The organism is Bradyrhizobium huanghuaihaiense (genome assembly GCF_007830635.1).
Classification (GTDB): Bacteria; Pseudomonadota; Alphaproteobacteria; order Rhizobiales; family Xanthobacteraceae; genus Bradyrhizobium; species Bradyrhizobium huanghuaihaiense.
The window spans coordinates 182,229-196,837 of sequence record NZ_VLLA01000020.1; the positions used below are offsets into that span (position 1 = coordinate 182,229).

Here is a 14,609-nt window from a genome sequence, read left to right on the forward strand (position 1 = left end):
CTGAACACGCGAGCGCATGGCAGCGCGGCTGCAGGGGACGCCGCGCACCGGGAAGATGCACGCCATCGCCGTCAGCGACGCGGTCCGTCGTCACCGCCGAACAGTCCCTTCGTCACCGGCGAACAGTCATGCAGGCGCGGATACTGGAATCGCTCAAAAGTAGCATTAGCTGGGATCACAATGCTTCACGTCTGCGATATCCGGCGCACTTGGCCGCAGAAATACCGGGTTACAGCGTCATCAAGGCGCTATGGACGCCGTCGCGCACAGCGAGGTTTTGGCAGTCCCCTGTACTATTCGAGTGATTGCAAATCTTATGATGCGACTCTGTTGGTGACGACAGATTTTGAGAGAGAAGTATGCTTGCAGATGTTGGCCACATCGTCGTCGTCGACGACGATCCCACCTTGCGACAGATGGTGATCAGATATCTGGAGGAACACAATGTCCCGACCAGGGCGGCGTCCAGCAGGTCTGAACTGAATCACTATCTCGAAGCCAGTCAGCCCAGCCTGATCATTCTCGACCTTCGCCTCGGTCAAGAGGACGGTCTGGATCTGCTGCGGGAAATCCGTTCGCATTCAGACGTGCCGGTCATCATCACGACCGGTCATCGCCCGGATGAGATCGACCGCATCGTCGGGCTCGAGCTCGGCGCCGACGACTACATCATCAAGCCGTTCTCGCTGCGGGAACTGCTGGCGCGTGTCCGGGCGGTGTTGCGGCGACAGGAGATGGGCCGGGCCGCGCGCGCCCGCGACCCCGAGCGCGGGGGCTATCGCTTCGGCGGATGGAAGCTGGAGCGGCGCGGCCGCAAGCTCATCGATCCCAGCGAAGCGCCGGTTGCGCTCAGCAAGGGGGAGTATGCCCTGTTGCTGGCCTTCCTCGAGGCGCCGCAACGCCCGCTGACCCGCGAGCATCTGCTTCAGGCGACCCGTATCCATGAGGACATCTTCGATCGCAGCATCGACGTTCAGGTGCTGCGGCTGCGGCGCAAGCTGGAGGCTGATCCGAGTGCGCCGCGCGTCATCCAGACCGAGCGCGGCGTCGGCTATGTCTTCGCGGTTCCCGTAGAACCGTTCTAGAGCATGATCCGGAAAAGTGTGCAGCGGTTTTCCGAAAAGATCATGCTCAAACAATAACCTAAAGCGCGATGGCGATTCATCCTGATCTCATCGCGCTTTAGAACATGGTCCGGACCCGAAGGGGCGCGCCAGCGCAAAGGACGCAGAGGCTTTCCGAAAAGGTCACGCTCAGGCAGAAGCGCGGCCGCCGGATTGCAACTGTAACCCCTTTGCCGATGACGGTGATTTCGCTGTAACGCCGGCCTTGCACATTGCCTCCCACGAACAGCGTGTGGGAGATTTACGATGAAGACGCATTCTCGCAGTGTGGTCCGTTCCGTTCGGCCGGATGACGCGGAGCCCGGCGGGCAGGGGCGGGTCGCTTGGTCCGATGGCCGCGGCATGGCTCGTCTCGGTCCTGACCGTACCACGAGGCTGGGCCACGCGGAGACCCGTTCGCCCCCGACGCTGCAAGCTGCAGCGCCGGGCTCGCAGGTCAGCCTGTTCCGGTCGGTGGCCTTTGCCTTCATGGAAGGGTTTGCCCTCTATGGCGCCGCATTGCATCCGTCCGCTTCCATGCCGGTTCATGCAATCCTCGCGGCCCGGCGGGAGTGGGAGCCGTATCCGGAAGCCGACGAGCCGGCGAAGCCGGTGCCGGACGGCGATGGGCGCGGACCCTGCAGCAGCGGCAACGTCGTCAAGTTCGATCGCGTCCTGCCGCCCGACGTGCAGCCGGAGCGGCGCTGGAGCTGGCTGCGGTCGGCCGGTGAAACGCTGACGGTTCTGCTGGCGCATTTGCGCCGGGAGCGCGAGATCAGGAGGGCCGTTGCGGCCTTGACGGAACTCGACGACCGGACATTGCGCGATCTCGGCATCCGCGGCCGGTCGGACGTCGAGCGGATGGTGAGGTACTGTCGTGATTGCTGACGTGGTCTACCTCGCCTTCGCCGGGCTGGGCGTGTGCCACGCTGCCTGCCGCTCGGTGATGTCGGACGGCTTCAAGGCCGGCATGTTCGGCCTGCGTCCCCTCGTCTGGCGATGGCCACGTTCACGAAATCATCGCGCTTCCATCAAAAGCCGTTGAGCGGACGCCGTCGCTTCCGCTTCCACCCCCATATGACTGGCAGTGCGACTATTGAATGGATTTCGTGGAGCCGGGCCAGGCGCCGGCTATCGGGGCGGGGTGATCGCGATCTGCGCGGTCTTGCTGTGCTGCCTGGAAGTCACGCCCGCGCCGTCGCAGTCGCCGCCGGCACCGGTGCTCGACCGCGGCGAGCCGATCACGCCGATTCCGCCGGCGCCCGCCGTCGATCCGCTGAAGGCGGCGCTCGGCGAGAGGCTGTTCGGCGATCGCCGGCTCTCGCACGATAATTCCCGCTCCTGCCAGTATTGCCACGATGTCGCGACCAACGGCGCGAGCCAGAGGCGGCACGATGTCGATCTCGACGGGGTGGAGCTCGCGCTCAACACGCTCACCGTCTTCAATTCGACGCTCAGCTTTCGTTTCAGCTGGGAAGGAAAATTCCGCACCGTCGAGGCTGACATCAAGGCATCGCTGGAAAGCCGGCACACGATGGGCAGCAGCGCGGCGGAGATCTCCGCAAAGCTCGATGCCGATCCCGACATGCGCGATCGTTTCGTGGTGGCCTATGGTCGGCGCCCCGATGGCCGCGACGTTGTCGACGCGCTCGCAAGCTATCAGCGCACGCTGCTCACGCCGGGCGGCAGGTTCGATCGCTGGCTGGAGGGCGATGACGCAGCCTTGTCGGCCGAGGAACTGGACGGCTACCGCCTGTTCAAATCGCTGGGGTGCTCGGCCTGCCACCAGGGCGTCAACGTCGGCGGCAATCTGTTCGAGCGGCACGGCATATTCCACCCGCTGGCGTCGCCCGAGCCGAAAATCCTGCGCGTGCCGAGCCTGCGCAACGTCGCGACGACGGCCCCCTATTTTCATGACGGAAGCGCGCCGACGCTGGAGGACGCGGTTCGCAAGATGGCGCTGGCGCAGTTGAACGCAACGCTGACGGACCGGCAGGCCAGGGCGCTCGTCGCCTTCCTCAACAGCCTGACCGGGACCTGGCGCGGTGCGCCCGTCGGTGGCTCGCCATGAAATCAGCTCCTGCCGTTGTCAGTGTCGCGTTCGTGCTCGCGCTTCTCACCTGGCTCTTGTTGAACGGGCTGAACGTCAATTCGGCGCGTTATGACAGCCAGCTGGAGGCGCTCGGGGATTTCACCCGGTTCGAACGCGGGATGACCAGGGAAGTCCTCACCGCGCGCGCCGGCCTGTCGCGCAATTACGACGCGCTGGTGCAGATGGTGAATGCCTATGACGATGCCTTGACGCGGCTGCGCGACACGGCGGGCCTCGACGCCGAGCAGACGAGGGCCATCGACGTCCTGTCGGCGCGGGCCGGCCGGCAGGAGAGCCTGATCGAGCGGTTCAAGAGCAGGAATGCGTTGCTGCAGAACTCCTTTGCCTATTTCGGCCTGTTCAGCGACAAGCTGGCTGAATCGGACTCCCGGCCGCTGGTGACGGCCGCCTCCGCGCTGGCGGCCGCCATGCTGCGCCTGACGCTCGATACCTCGGACGCCGCTGCGCGCCAGGTCGAGCACCGCCTGGAAGAGCTGGCGCAATTGCAGCCGCCGCCGGCGGAGAAGGATTCGGTCCGGGCGCTGCTGACCCACGGTCAGATGCTGCATGACCTGCTGCCCGATATCGACACCATCCTGAAGACGCTCGTCGCCGATTCCAGCAACCGCGAGCAGGATGCCATGCTGGCGGTCATCCTGAAACGCCAGCACGCCGCGCGCGCCTCGGCGCGCAAGACGCGTTTGCTGCAATACATCACCTCGCTGCTGCTGCTCTCCGGCATCATCTATTTCGGCATGCTGCTCCGCAAACGGGCCATGACGCTGCGCCGCCGCGCCGCGTTCGAGCATGTGATCGCCAACATCTCGATGCTGTTCATCAATTCCAGCAGCGAGCGGATCGCCGCGGATGTCGAGATGGCGCTCCATCAGCTTGCCGGATGCATCGGCGCGGACCGTGCCTATTTTGTCTGCGAGGTCGGCGCGACGACGCACAGCTATCGGTGGTCCCGCGACGGCGTCGGGTTCGAACAGGGCTGGCCGCAACGGGTGCTGAGCCTCGCGTCGCGATCCGACGGCGGCGACGACGGCATCGTCTACATCCCCAAGGTGAGCGCATCGCATCCCCACGAGGCGATGAACCTGCTCGCCGAAGCCGGCGTGAGCGGCTGGCTCTGCATCATGTCGGCCCAGAAAAGCCGCGATGGCATTCTCGGCTTCGACGCCCTGCATGGAGGCGCACTCAGATACTGGTCCGAGGTCTCGCTGTTCCGCATGGCTTTCGATGCGATTCGCAACGCGATCAGGCGGGCCCGGCTCGAGGGTGAGAAGGAGCGCCTCCAGGCGAGCCTGCAGCAGGCGCGCCGCATGGAGACCATCGGAACCTTTGCCAGCGGCATCGCCCACAACTTCAACAACATCGTCGGTGCAATTCTCGGCTACGCCGAAATGGCCGACGCGCGGATACCGTCGGGAAGCCGGCCCGCCGCGAGCCTCGCCGAGATCCGCCGGGCCGGCGAGCGGGCGCGCGAGCTGGTCGAGCAGATTCTCAGCTTCGGCCGCCGCGGCGAGGGCCGGCGGGAGAGCGTGTGCGTCAAGACCCTGATCGACGAAACCAGGTCGCTGCTCGCCGCGTCATTGCCTTCGTATGTCAGGCTCGAGGTGAGCGAGACGGCCGAAGCGTCCGTCGTGACCGGGGAGCCTGGCCAATTGCAGCAGGTGATCCTGAATCTCTGCAACAACGCGGCGCAGGCGATGAAGGAGCCCGGCCGCATCGAGCTCCGCATCAAGACATGCGATCTCGCAAGTCCGCTGCCGGTCGGGCGCAGTGACGTCGGCCCTGGCCGCTTCATCGTCATTTCCGTCTCCGATCCCGGTCCCGGCATGGACGAGGCGACGCTGGAGCGGATCTTCGAGCCGTTCTTCACCACCCGCCCGGACGGCAACGGCCTTGGGCTCGCGACGGTGCGCGAGATCGTCGAGCAACATGGCGGCGCGATCGCGGTGCGGAGCCGGCCGGGCGCCGGCACGCGTTTCGACGTCTGGCTGCCGTCGGGCGAGTCCGACGAGCCGCAGCCGGCTCAACACGGCTCCGATCCGGCGCTCCTTGGCGCCGGCGAAACCGTGCTCGTGATCGACACCGATCGCCACCGCCTGTTGCGCTATGAGGAGATCCTCGCGGCGCTGGGTTATGAGCCCGTCGGCTTCACCAGGCTTGCGGAAGCCATCACCGCCTGCCGGGCCGCGCACGCCCGCTTCGACGCGGCGCTGGTATGTCATCTGCCCGGAGGCTCCTCGCTCGATGTCGCGGCGGCGTTGCATGATGCCGCGCCGGCTCTGCCGATCATCCTGGCGGCGCCCTCGACACGCGATCTGGCGATGCCCTCGCTCGAGACGTCGGGCATCACCGAGCTCGTTCATCATCCGCTGGTGTCGGCGGAGCTTGCCGGCGTGCTGGCGCGCAGCCTCGCCTCGTCCGCGACGGGCGGCAGATCGAGGCGAATAGCCGGAGTTTCCTGAAGCATGATCCGCAGGCGGTTTCAGCCGTAACGCGATAGCGTCGCGGCGACATGGCCGGGTAGCCGGCATCTCCTATCCAGCACAGGCGCGGCTTCGCAAATGTCACCGCGATAGGAGAAGAATGATGTCGATCAGACTTGGTGTGACCATCGTCGCAGCTACGGTGTTGTTCTGGCCGGTTTCGAGCCTCAGGGCGGGAGAAGGCGCGCGCGCAGGCGCCCGCTCGACGATCGTCCCGCCCGGCAGTCTCGCCCCGACAAGGTTCGCGGACCTGTTCCGGCAAGCTCCCGTCGGACACCGGCAGCCGCGGCCCAGCGACTTGCTCGCGCCTGTGCAGGCCTTGCCCGTCGACGCCGAGCTGCGACGTCTCGACGAGGAGATCGATCGCAAGCTGGTCATCTGTCGCGGCTGTTGATCATGCGGGAGGGCGGCGAGCGTCAGGCCCGCCGCCCTAGCATGCTAGTTCGCGCTCAGCGCCGTCTTGGCGACCTCGGCCATCCAGCTGGAGGCGACGGGAAGGATCGCGTCGTTGAAATCGTAGCGCGGGCCGTGCAGCTCGGCGCCGTCGCGCAATTCGCCGTTGCCGATCCAGACGAAGGCGCCGGGCCGATGCTTGAGGTAGAAGGCGAAGTCCTCGCCGGCCATGCTCGGTGCGAGGTCGCGGCGAACGGGCGCGTGCACCTTCTCCGCGGCGAGGCGCGCCAGATCGGCCTCGGCCGGCGTGTTGATCACCACGCCGACGCCCATGACGATCTCGGGCGAGACCTTGACGCCGAAGCTCGTGGCAATGCCGGCGCAGGTCCGTTCGATCCCGCCCAGGATGGTGTCCTTGATCTCCTCGCGATGAAACCGCAGCGTGCCGCGGATCACCACTTTGCCCGCGATCTGGTTCGGCGCCGTGCCGCCCTCGATCGTGCACAGCGAGAGCACCGCGGTGTCGAGCGGATCGACGCTGCGCGAGACGATCGATTGCAGCGCCACGATCAGATGGCCCGCCGCCATCACCGGATCGCGCGTCAGATGCGGCATGCCGGCGTGTCCCGCATGGCCTTCGATGGTGATGGTGACGCGTCCGCCGGAGGCCATGACGACGCCGTCATGGACCGCGATGCTGCCGGCCTGAAGGCCCGGCCAGTTGTGAAAGCCGAACACCCGCTGCATCGGAAAGCGCTCGAGCAGCCCGTCCGCGACCATCGTGCGCGCGCCGCCATAGCCTTCCTCGGCCGGCTGGAAGATGAAGTGGACCGTGCCGCTCCAGTCGGTATCGGCGGCGAGCAGGGCCGCCGCGCCGAGCAGCGAAGCCGTGTGCCCGTCATGGCCGCAGGCGTGCATCACGCCCGACGTCTTCGAGGCGTAGGGCAGGCCGGTGTCCTCGGTGATCGGCAGCGCATCCATGTCGGCGCGCAGGCCGACGCGGCCCTGCGCCGATCCGCGCGTCAAGGTCGCGACGATGCCGTGGCCGCCGACATCAGCCTCGAAGGGAATGCCGAGCTCGGTGAGCTTGTCCTGCACGAAGGCGGCGGTCGCCTTCTCCTGGAGGGACAGTTCGGGGTGGGCATGCAGATGCCGGCGCCACGCGGTCAGTTTCTGGTGCAGTTCGGGTGTCAAGGCAGGGGATCTTTCGCTGGGAGGGCCGGCTTGCAGCCAGCATAGCCGAATATCGGGCCGCCGCATCAAGCGCCAGCGAATGCCCCGCGTGCAGCAATGCGCGTTGCTCGGCGTGCAATGAGTCTCGGTAGCTGCCGCGAAGAAGGTGCACTCCCTCTCCCGCTTGCGGGGGAGGGCTGGGGTGGGGGTGTCTCTGCGGAGGGATTCCGAACGAGGAGAGAGCCCTCACCCGCGCCCTCGGCGCGACCTCTCCCGCAAGCGGGAGAGGTGAGCCCACTCCTACGCCGCCAGCTTCGCCAGCCCCTTCCAGTCGAAGCCGATGCCGTGGCCCGGACGGTCCGGCGCCAGCGCCTTGCCGTCCTCGAGCACCAGCGGGTGCTCGATATATTTGTCCAGCCCAAACCCATGCGCCTCGAGATACGACCGGTTCGGACAGGCCGCGAGCAGGTGCACAGTGATGTCGTGCGCGCCGTGGCTGGTGACGGGCAGGTTGAAGGCCTCCGCCAGCCTTGCGATCTTCATGAAGGCGGTGACGCCGCCGCAATTGGTGACGTCGGGCTCGGGATAGGACACCGCGCCACTGGCGATGTAGTTCTTGAACTCCCACAGCGAGCGCAGATTCTCGCCCGCCGCGATCGGCACACAGCCCTCCTGCATGATGCGGGCATGGCCCGCGACGTCGTCGGGGATAACAGGCTCCTCGAGCCAGGTGAGATCGTAAGGAACGAACGCGCGGGCGGCGCGGATGGCTTCCTCGACCGTCCATTTCATGTTGGCGTCCGCCATCAGCGGAAAGCCGTCGCCGAGATGCTGTCGCATGGCGGCGACGCGCCCCACGTCGGATTTCAGGTCGGGCCGGCCGACCTTCATCTTGATGGCGCGAAACCCCTTCGCGAGATTGCCGTCGGTCTGCTTGAGCAGCGCCTCGACCGAGAGATCGAGGTCGATGCCGCCGGCATAGCAGGGCACGTGTGCATCGAACCCGCCGAGCAGGCGAAACAGCGGCAGCTTCGCGCGCCGCGCCTTCAAATCCCACAGCGCGATGTCGAGCGCGGAGAGCGCCAGCACGGTCGGCCCGCCGCGCCCGCCGTAATGCAGCGCCCACCAGACATGATGCCAGATCGCCTCGGTATCGTCGGCCTCGCGCCCTTCGACCAGCGGCGGAATCTCGCGTCCGAGGATGTCGGCGACAGCCCCGCCATTGCGCCCGACCGTATAAGTGTAGCCGACGCCCTCAGCGCCGTCGGCATCGCGGATGCGGCAGGTGATCAGCTCGAACGCCGCGATCTCGCCATGCGTGGAGTCCGACAGCGTGACGGGGAGGGGGATCCGGTAGAGTCCGGTCTCGATGCTTGCGATGCGCGCCATGTGGCCTCCCTGTTTTTTCTTCTTGTAGGATGGGTAGAGCGAAGCGAAACCCATCATCTTCATCTTCGCAAGTAGCGATGGGTTTCGCTAACGCTCTACCCATCCTACGCGCTCACATTCTCACCGCATCGTCGCAACCTGCAACGCCAGCGCACACGCCCGGTCGTATTCGTCGAGATTGATCCATTCGTCGACCGTGTGCGCCTCGTTCTGGCCGGCGCCGAAGGTCACGGTCGGAATGCCGTGGCGGACCATCCAGTTGGCGTCCAGGCCGCCATTGGCGGCGCGCACGTTCGGGGTGCCGCCGACCGCAGCCACCGCCTCGATCGCGCGCTTCACCACCGGCAGGTTCTCCTTCATGCGGAACGGATAATAGTCGGTCTCGGCCTTGAACTTGACCTTGCCGGACTTGCCTTGTGCGTTCGTCACCTTCTTGGCCGCCTTCTCGAACGCGGCCTTGTAGGCCTTGGTGATCTCCTTGAAGAATTTTCCGTCATGGCTGCGGCATTCGCCGCGCACATGGACGTAGTCGGTGACGACGTTGGTGGCATCGCCCGCGGGGCGGCCTTCGCCGCCGGTGACGGGGCCGACATTGCTGGTGCCTTGCTGCTTGCCCTTCACCACCTTGCCGAACCAGCCGCCGGCCTTCACCTCGGCGAGCGCGAGGGCCATGATCATGGTCGAGGAGATGCCGCGCTCGGGCGCGACGCCCGCATGCGAGGCGCGGCCGAAGATCTCGACGGTCCAGCGGTCGGCGCCGACGGCGCCGATCACGACGTTGGAGGCCGAGCCGCCGTCATAGTTGAACGCCATCACCGGCGAGCCGAGCTCGTCCAGCTTGACGTGGCGCGCGCCATAGAGCCCGCTCTCCTCGCGCACGCAGAACAGCAGCGTGATCGGCGGATGATCGAGCTTCTGTTTTGCCAATTCTGCCGCCAGCGTCACCAGCACGCCGCAGCCGCAGCGATTGTCGCCGCCGAGCGCGGTCCTGGCCTCGTTGACGATCTTGCGCCCGGACTTCTTCGGCTTGGCGCCGGCGCACAGCGGCACCGTGTCCATGTGGGTCATGAACATGATGCGCGGCTGGTTGTGCAGCGCGCCGCGGCCGGGCAGGTCGACGATGAGGTTGCCGGTCTCGGTCGGCACGGGAATGCGCGTGTTGGCATCGTCGAGCCGGATCGCCTTTGCCGGCACGCCGGCCTGCTTCAGCGCGGCGGTGAGCTCACGCCCGATCGCCGCCTCCTGTCCGGTGACGCCCTCCACGGCGAGGAAGCGCATGAGACGATCGGTGGCGGCTTTGTGGTCGACAGGCATGGACTGGAATTCCCTTGATGCGCGAATGCGTAGGATGGGTAGAGCGCAGCGAAACCCATCAACTCAACGAACGCTGCTGATGGGTTTCGCTTCGCTCTACCCATCCTACGAATGCGACGAGGTATAAGTCAAAAAGATCAGCACGCCGAACGCCAGCGCGGCCGCCATGAACAGCAGCACCGCCGGCAGCCCCGCGAGCGCCGCCACCGCGCCGGTGACGGACTGCATCAGTGCGGTGCCGAGAAAGAACGCGAGGTTGACGGCCGCGAGTGCCTTGCCTGCGACCTGCGCGTCGACGAGCTGCCTGGACATGCCGAACAGCAGCGGCTGCGCGGAGGTGAAGAGGCCGATCAGCACGAACAGTGCCAGATCGTAGGACGGCGGCATGACGGTCACGCCGAACAGCCATGCAACGGGAAAGTGCGGCGCTCCCAGTGCCATCAGCGCGAGCAGCAGCGCCGCGACCGCGTGCGTACCGGCAACCAGTTCGCGACGGCGGCCGAGCCTGCGGTCGATCATGCCGACCAGCAACGGGCCCACGATCATCGCCAGCGTGAACGCACCGAGCTGGTTGCCGGCCTCGACCGCGTCAGTCCCTTGATCTCCATCAGCCATGGCCCGCCCCACAGGCCTCGGAGCACCAGCGTGCTCGCCAGCGACACCAGCGCCAGCGCGATCACGCCGCGCAGCGGCCGCGATAGGCCGAGCCTGACCACCTCGATCATCTGCGACAGCGGCGAGGAGTCGTCCTTGTGCTCGGCCGGCTGGCTCGGCACCAGCACGAACACCGCGAGCGCGACGAGAATGCCGCCGAGAGCTGAGATCCAGAACCCGGCGCGCCAGCCGAAATTGTCGATCACGAAGGCGAGGGGGCTCGACGACAGCAGCATGCCGATATTGCCGATCGACAGGATCGCGCCCGACCACAATCCGAACCGCGCGGCGGACAATTGCTTGGCCGCGAGCGTCATCGGGCACATCAGCATGCCCGAGGTCGCGACGCCCAGCATGAACTGCCCGACCGCAAAGCTCGCAGGTCCCGTCGCAAACCCCGAGGCCACCGCGCCGAACACGGTTCCCGCCAGCAGGCCGAGCGACACCGGCCGGACGCCGAACCGGTCCATCGCCGCGCCGACCGGGATCTGCGAGGCCGCGAAGGCGAAATGATAAACGGAGGTCAGGCTCGCCAGCGCCTGCGGCTCGATGCGGAAATCCGCCGCCATCAGGTCGAGGCTGACGGCCGGAATCGTGCGCAGCAAGGTCGAGAGCATGTGCCCGCAGGCGAGCGCGACCAGCGCGAAGATCAGCGCGCGGCTGGCATCGCCCGCGTTATCACTGGAATCACCCATTGAGCATCCGTCCCGACAAGCTTTTTGGTGCGGTTACACGATTGGAGGACGCGTGCCAACAGCGGGAGGTGCGCGTCGACGCAGAGCCGACCAGAGGTGAGGGCAGATCAGTCCAGAAACGGGCCGGGGATCGTTCTGGCAGGGGCTTGCCCGGCGATTTCAGGCTTCAGCCAATGTGAACCAAGCGGGGAGCCAAGACGTTGTTCTCGGGAAAACGCGGTATGCTTGGAAGCGGCAAGCGCCCTGATCTGCGGCAGCGGCAATGTCTTCGTCCGAGAGTACAAGTCAGACGACCGGTGACGCGGCCCGCCGAGAGCGGAGAAGGAGCAATTCCCTACTGCTGGCCCTCGCAGTTGGATTTCTTGTTTTTGGGGCCGCAACGGGTGCGCTCTATTACGCGTTGCGGCCGGACATGCTCCGGATTGCCGTCGGGCCGCCGGGCAGCGACGATGACAAGGTCGTCCAGGCGATGGCCGATGCCTTCGGCAGCGAGAGCCGAACTGTCCGGCTGTCCCCGATCAAAACCGAGGGCGCGGCAGAGTCTCTTGCCCTGCTTGCCGCTGGCAAGGCCGACCTGGCCGTCGGCCGCGGCGACCTGGAGATGCCCGCCGAGGCACAGGCCGTCGCGGTCGTGCGCAAGAACTTCGTTGTGCTTTGGGCGCCGTCCGGACCTGCGGGCAAGAACTCGAAAAGGAAGCACTCGCCGAAAATCAAGGAAGTCGCCGATCTCGCCGGACGCCATGTCGGTGTCATCGGGCGGACCGCGGCGAACGCCGCCTTGCTGCGGGTGGTCCTGAGCAGCTCCGGCGTAGCGCCGGACAAGGTCGCGATGACGCACTTTGGCACGGACCGCATCGAGGAACTGGCGCGCGATGCGAGCCTCGATGCATTCATGGCGGTCGGGCCGCTCGACAGCAAGATCACTTCGGACGCCGTCGCTGCAACGGCGCGCACACGTGGCGAGCCGAAATTTCTCGCCATCGAGACGTCGGAAGCGATCGCCCTGAAGCACCCCCGGTATGAATCGGAGGAGATTCCGCCCAGCGTCTTCAATGCGGATCCAGCCTGGCCGGGCGACAAGGTTGAGACGGTCAGCGTCAGTCACCTCATCGTGGCAAAAAAGACCCTGTCTGAAACCACGGTGGCCGCGTTTTTTCGGCAGCTCTTTGCCGTTCGTCAGGCGATCGCGAGGCAGGTGCCGGGTGCCGCCCACATCACCAAGCCGGACCTCGAGAAGGACACCGAGCTGCCGGTACATCGGGGGGCGGCGGCGGTGATCGACGGCAATGAACGCACCTTCCTCGACCGGTATGGCGATTACTTCTGGTTCGGCCTCCTCCTTCTCTCCGGGATCGGTTCGGCGATCGCCTGGCTTCGTCGCTATTTGAATCGCGACGAAAGGGAGGAAAACACCAGCCATCGCAAGCGAATCCTGACCATGGTTTCCAGCGCGCGAACCGCGGACTCCAACCAGGAGCTTCTGTCCCTGCAGCGCGAGGCCGACGCGATCATCCGTGAAACGCTCGAATGCTACGATGATGGCGCTATCGAGGAAGAAGAACTCGCGGCATTTGGGCTGGTGCTTGAGCTGTTGAGCAATGCCATCGCGGAGAGACGAGCCACGCTGCAGCGCGCCAATTTCGAAACCGTTCGAGGCGCCGCAACGGCGCCGCGAGGGTGAGGCGTCGGGCTAGTTGCGTGCTCCGGATGTCTGCTCATGCCTCAACAGCTGGACAAAGAGCAGAGGCGGTTGAAGGTCGCGTCTGGGCCAGAAGCGGTCTCGTCGACCGCCCATGTCCTTCGAGCGCCGCCACTCTTCCCCGAACAACTTTAGTATTTACTTATTTCGACAACATACTATTGAGTGCATTTTCAGATCGAGCGCTTCATACTCGCAATGCTGCCATATCCTGATAGTCCCGCCATTTTGCGCTTCCTTGCAGGCTCGTTGTTCTTTCCTCTGATCTATGGAGGCATGATCAAATATTTCGAGCGGCGGCTCCTTTTTTGGCAGGCTTATCTGATCGCATTGGTCGCGCATATCTTTTTGGCTGCGTTACTTTTCACATATGGTTTTGCTAATTCGCAGATTGGCTTTCCTCCACTTTTAGACGGATTGGCGAATCTCGCATGGGTACCGCTCTGGGCATTGATGATCACACGGCTGGCGGCAAGCTACGGCATCAAAAAAGAAGGGAGATTCGGCCTTGGAGCCAAGGTGGCTCTTGCAACGATCGTAATAATGCTTGCTTTCATTGTCGCTCTGGCCGGTCTCAACCTACTCATTGGAGCGGACATCTTCTCTTGGCTACGTAGGTGATGGGGCTCGATACAGCCGCAAACGCAAGTCCACTCAGGGTCATAGGCTGCCTTCGGCGACCAACATGATCTCAGTCGGATCGCCGCTCGGAAGCTGACATCGCCGCGCTCTGGGCTGAGGTCGGCAACGGGCCAGAAGTGGACATTGCGCCTGAGCGATACGAGAAAGTATACGATGCTCGTGGCACCCCGAGCAGCTCAATTCAAGGCGTTTAAGAGATCGTGTAGACTTATGGCCTGCTGGTCATTGAGCACAACCCGCGTCGAACCAACATAGGTTAGCTCGAAGCGCCCCCCTTCGTTGTCGACGGATCGCACGCCGTCGAGCACCGCCAGAAGCCCGAACAGCGTTTGATGGACCGCTGTCGCAATTACGCCATTGACGTTATCGGCGTCTCCCGCTCGCAGGCTTTTGTACCATTCCGAGCGCACGCGCTGTTCCCGTGGCACGTTTCTGCCCGGCGGGTTCTTCAGGAGGGCTACTGTATCTTCGATTGCGGCATCCCCCACATAGCGCTTGATGGCTTCAACGAATTCCTGGCTGTTCATGACACCTCTTCATCCGCCGACTGACTGCGACCGTATATCGGGTTGTGCTGATTGATCAACGCTCGCGAAATCCGACGTGGTCTGCTAATGGGATGGTCCGGCCGTGCTCCTGCCCCGCCAGCGATAAGCTGGCCAGGGGCGCCAAGACAAGGAGCACGCCATGTCCCAGACACCCAGTACTGCGATCGCCGTGATCGGCATCGATATCGGCAAAAACTCGTTCCACGTCGTGGGCCACGATACGCGCGGCGCCATCGTGCTGCGGCAAAAGTGGTCGCGTGGCCAGGTGGAGGCGCGGCTCGCCAATATGCAGCCTTGCCTGATCGGCATGGAAGCCTGCGTCGGCGCACATCATTTGAGCCGCAAACTCGCATCGCTAGGTCACGATGCCAGGTTGATGCCGGCCAAATATGTCCGCCCTTATAGCAAA

General features: G+C 65.0%; 12 protein-coding genes and 2 pseudogenes. 9 read left to right on the forward strand and 5 right to left on the reverse strand.

Annotation, left to right across the window (positions count from 1 at the left end):
- Positions 1–359: 359 nt before the first annotated feature.
- The 6 genes from IQ16_RS32200 to IQ16_RS32225 all read left to right on the forward strand — a co-directional run bounded on the left by IQ16_RS32200 (position 360) and on the right by IQ16_RS32225 (position 6,087).
- Positions 360–1,085 carry a response regulator gene (locus tag IQ16_RS32200; protein ID WP_018645170.1) on the forward strand — a complete coding sequence of 242 codons (726 nt, stop codon included), beginning with the start codon at positions 360–362 and terminating at the stop codon, positions 1,083–1,085.
- 285 nt (positions 1,086–1,370) lie between these two features.
- Positions 1,371–1,991, forward strand: coding sequence for a DUF1127 domain-containing protein (locus IQ16_RS32210; RefSeq protein ID WP_035667115.1), 621 nt, complete (start codon positions 1,371–1,373; stop codon positions 1,989–1,991).
- Positions 1,981–2,148 (forward strand): hypothetical protein, encoded by a 168-nt coding sequence (locus tag IQ16_RS45285; RefSeq protein WP_158646955.1) that lies wholly within the window; start codon positions 1,981–1,983, stop codon positions 2,146–2,148. The genes IQ16_RS32210 and IQ16_RS45285 overlap by 11 nt, the downstream gene beginning before the upstream one ends.
- A gap of 42 nt (positions 2,149–2,190) precedes the next feature.
- A complete protein-coding gene (locus tag IQ16_RS32215) occupies positions 2,191–3,174 on the forward strand; it encodes a cytochrome-c peroxidase (RefSeq protein WP_026312330.1) in 984 nt (327 codons plus the stop codon).
- Positions 3,171–5,672, forward strand: a complete 2,502-nt coding sequence (locus IQ16_RS32220) for a two-component system VirA-like sensor kinase (RefSeq protein WP_145831958.1) — start codon at positions 3,171–3,173, stop codon at positions 5,670–5,672. Before IQ16_RS32215 ends, IQ16_RS32220 begins: the two co-directional genes overlap by 4 nt.
- Positions 5,673–5,796: 124 nt before the next feature.
- Positions 5,797–6,087 (forward strand): hypothetical protein, encoded by a 291-nt coding sequence (locus IQ16_RS32225; protein WP_145831959.1) that lies wholly within the window; start codon positions 5,797–5,799, stop codon positions 6,085–6,087.
- 44 nt (positions 6,088–6,131) lie between these two features.
- On the opposite strand, the gene IQ16_RS32230 is transcribed toward IQ16_RS32225, so the two are convergent.
- The 4 genes and pseudogenes from IQ16_RS32230 to IQ16_RS32245 all read right to left on the reverse strand — a co-directional run bounded on the left by IQ16_RS32230 (position 6,132) and on the right by IQ16_RS32245 (position 11,311).
- The gene (locus IQ16_RS32230; protein ID WP_018645164.1) at positions 6,132–7,280 is read right to left on the reverse strand and encodes an amidohydrolase; all 1,149 of its coding nucleotides are present in this window, start codon (positions 7,278–7,280) and stop codon (positions 6,132–6,134) included.
- A gap of 279 nt (positions 7,281–7,559) precedes the next feature.
- Positions 7,560–8,648 (reverse strand): mandelate racemase/muconate lactonizing enzyme family protein, encoded by a 1,089-nt coding sequence (locus IQ16_RS32235; protein ID WP_026312329.1) that lies wholly within the window; start codon positions 8,646–8,648, stop codon positions 7,560–7,562.
- Positions 8,649–8,768: 120 nt separating this feature from the next.
- Entirely contained in the window at positions 8,769–9,962 is a 1,194-nt protein-coding gene (locus IQ16_RS32240; RefSeq protein WP_018645162.1) for a M20/M25/M40 family metallo-hydrolase, read from the reverse strand.
- A gap of 105 nt (positions 9,963–10,067) precedes the next feature.
- Positions 10,068–11,311, reverse strand: a pseudogene (locus IQ16_RS32245) (MFS transporter).
- Positions 11,312–11,573: 262 nt separating this feature from the next.
- On the opposite strand from IQ16_RS32245, the gene IQ16_RS32250 reads away from it, so the two are divergent.
- Positions 11,574–12,992, forward strand: a complete 1,419-nt coding sequence (locus tag IQ16_RS32250) for a TAXI family TRAP transporter solute-binding subunit (protein ID WP_018645161.1) — start codon at positions 11,574–11,576, stop codon at positions 12,990–12,992.
- A gap of 183 nt (positions 12,993–13,175) precedes the next feature.
- Positions 13,176–13,631 carry a hypothetical protein gene (locus IQ16_RS32255; protein ID WP_020607981.1) on the forward strand — a complete coding sequence of 152 codons (456 nt, stop codon included), beginning with the start codon at positions 13,176–13,178 and terminating at the stop codon, positions 13,629–13,631.
- A 197-nt stretch (positions 13,632–13,828) separates the two neighbouring features.
- Here the strand turns inward: IQ16_RS32255 and IQ16_RS32260 are convergent, their stop codons facing one another.
- The gene (locus IQ16_RS32260; RefSeq protein WP_018645159.1) at positions 13,829–14,179 is read right to left on the reverse strand and encodes a hypothetical protein; all 351 of its coding nucleotides are present in this window, start codon (positions 14,177–14,179) and stop codon (positions 13,829–13,831) included.
- Positions 14,180–14,339: 160 nt separating this feature from the next.
- Here IQ16_RS32260 and IQ16_RS32270 point away from each other — a divergent pair.
- Positions 14,340–14,609 (forward strand): annotated as a pseudogene (locus IQ16_RS32270) (IS110 family transposase); the annotation flags it as partial.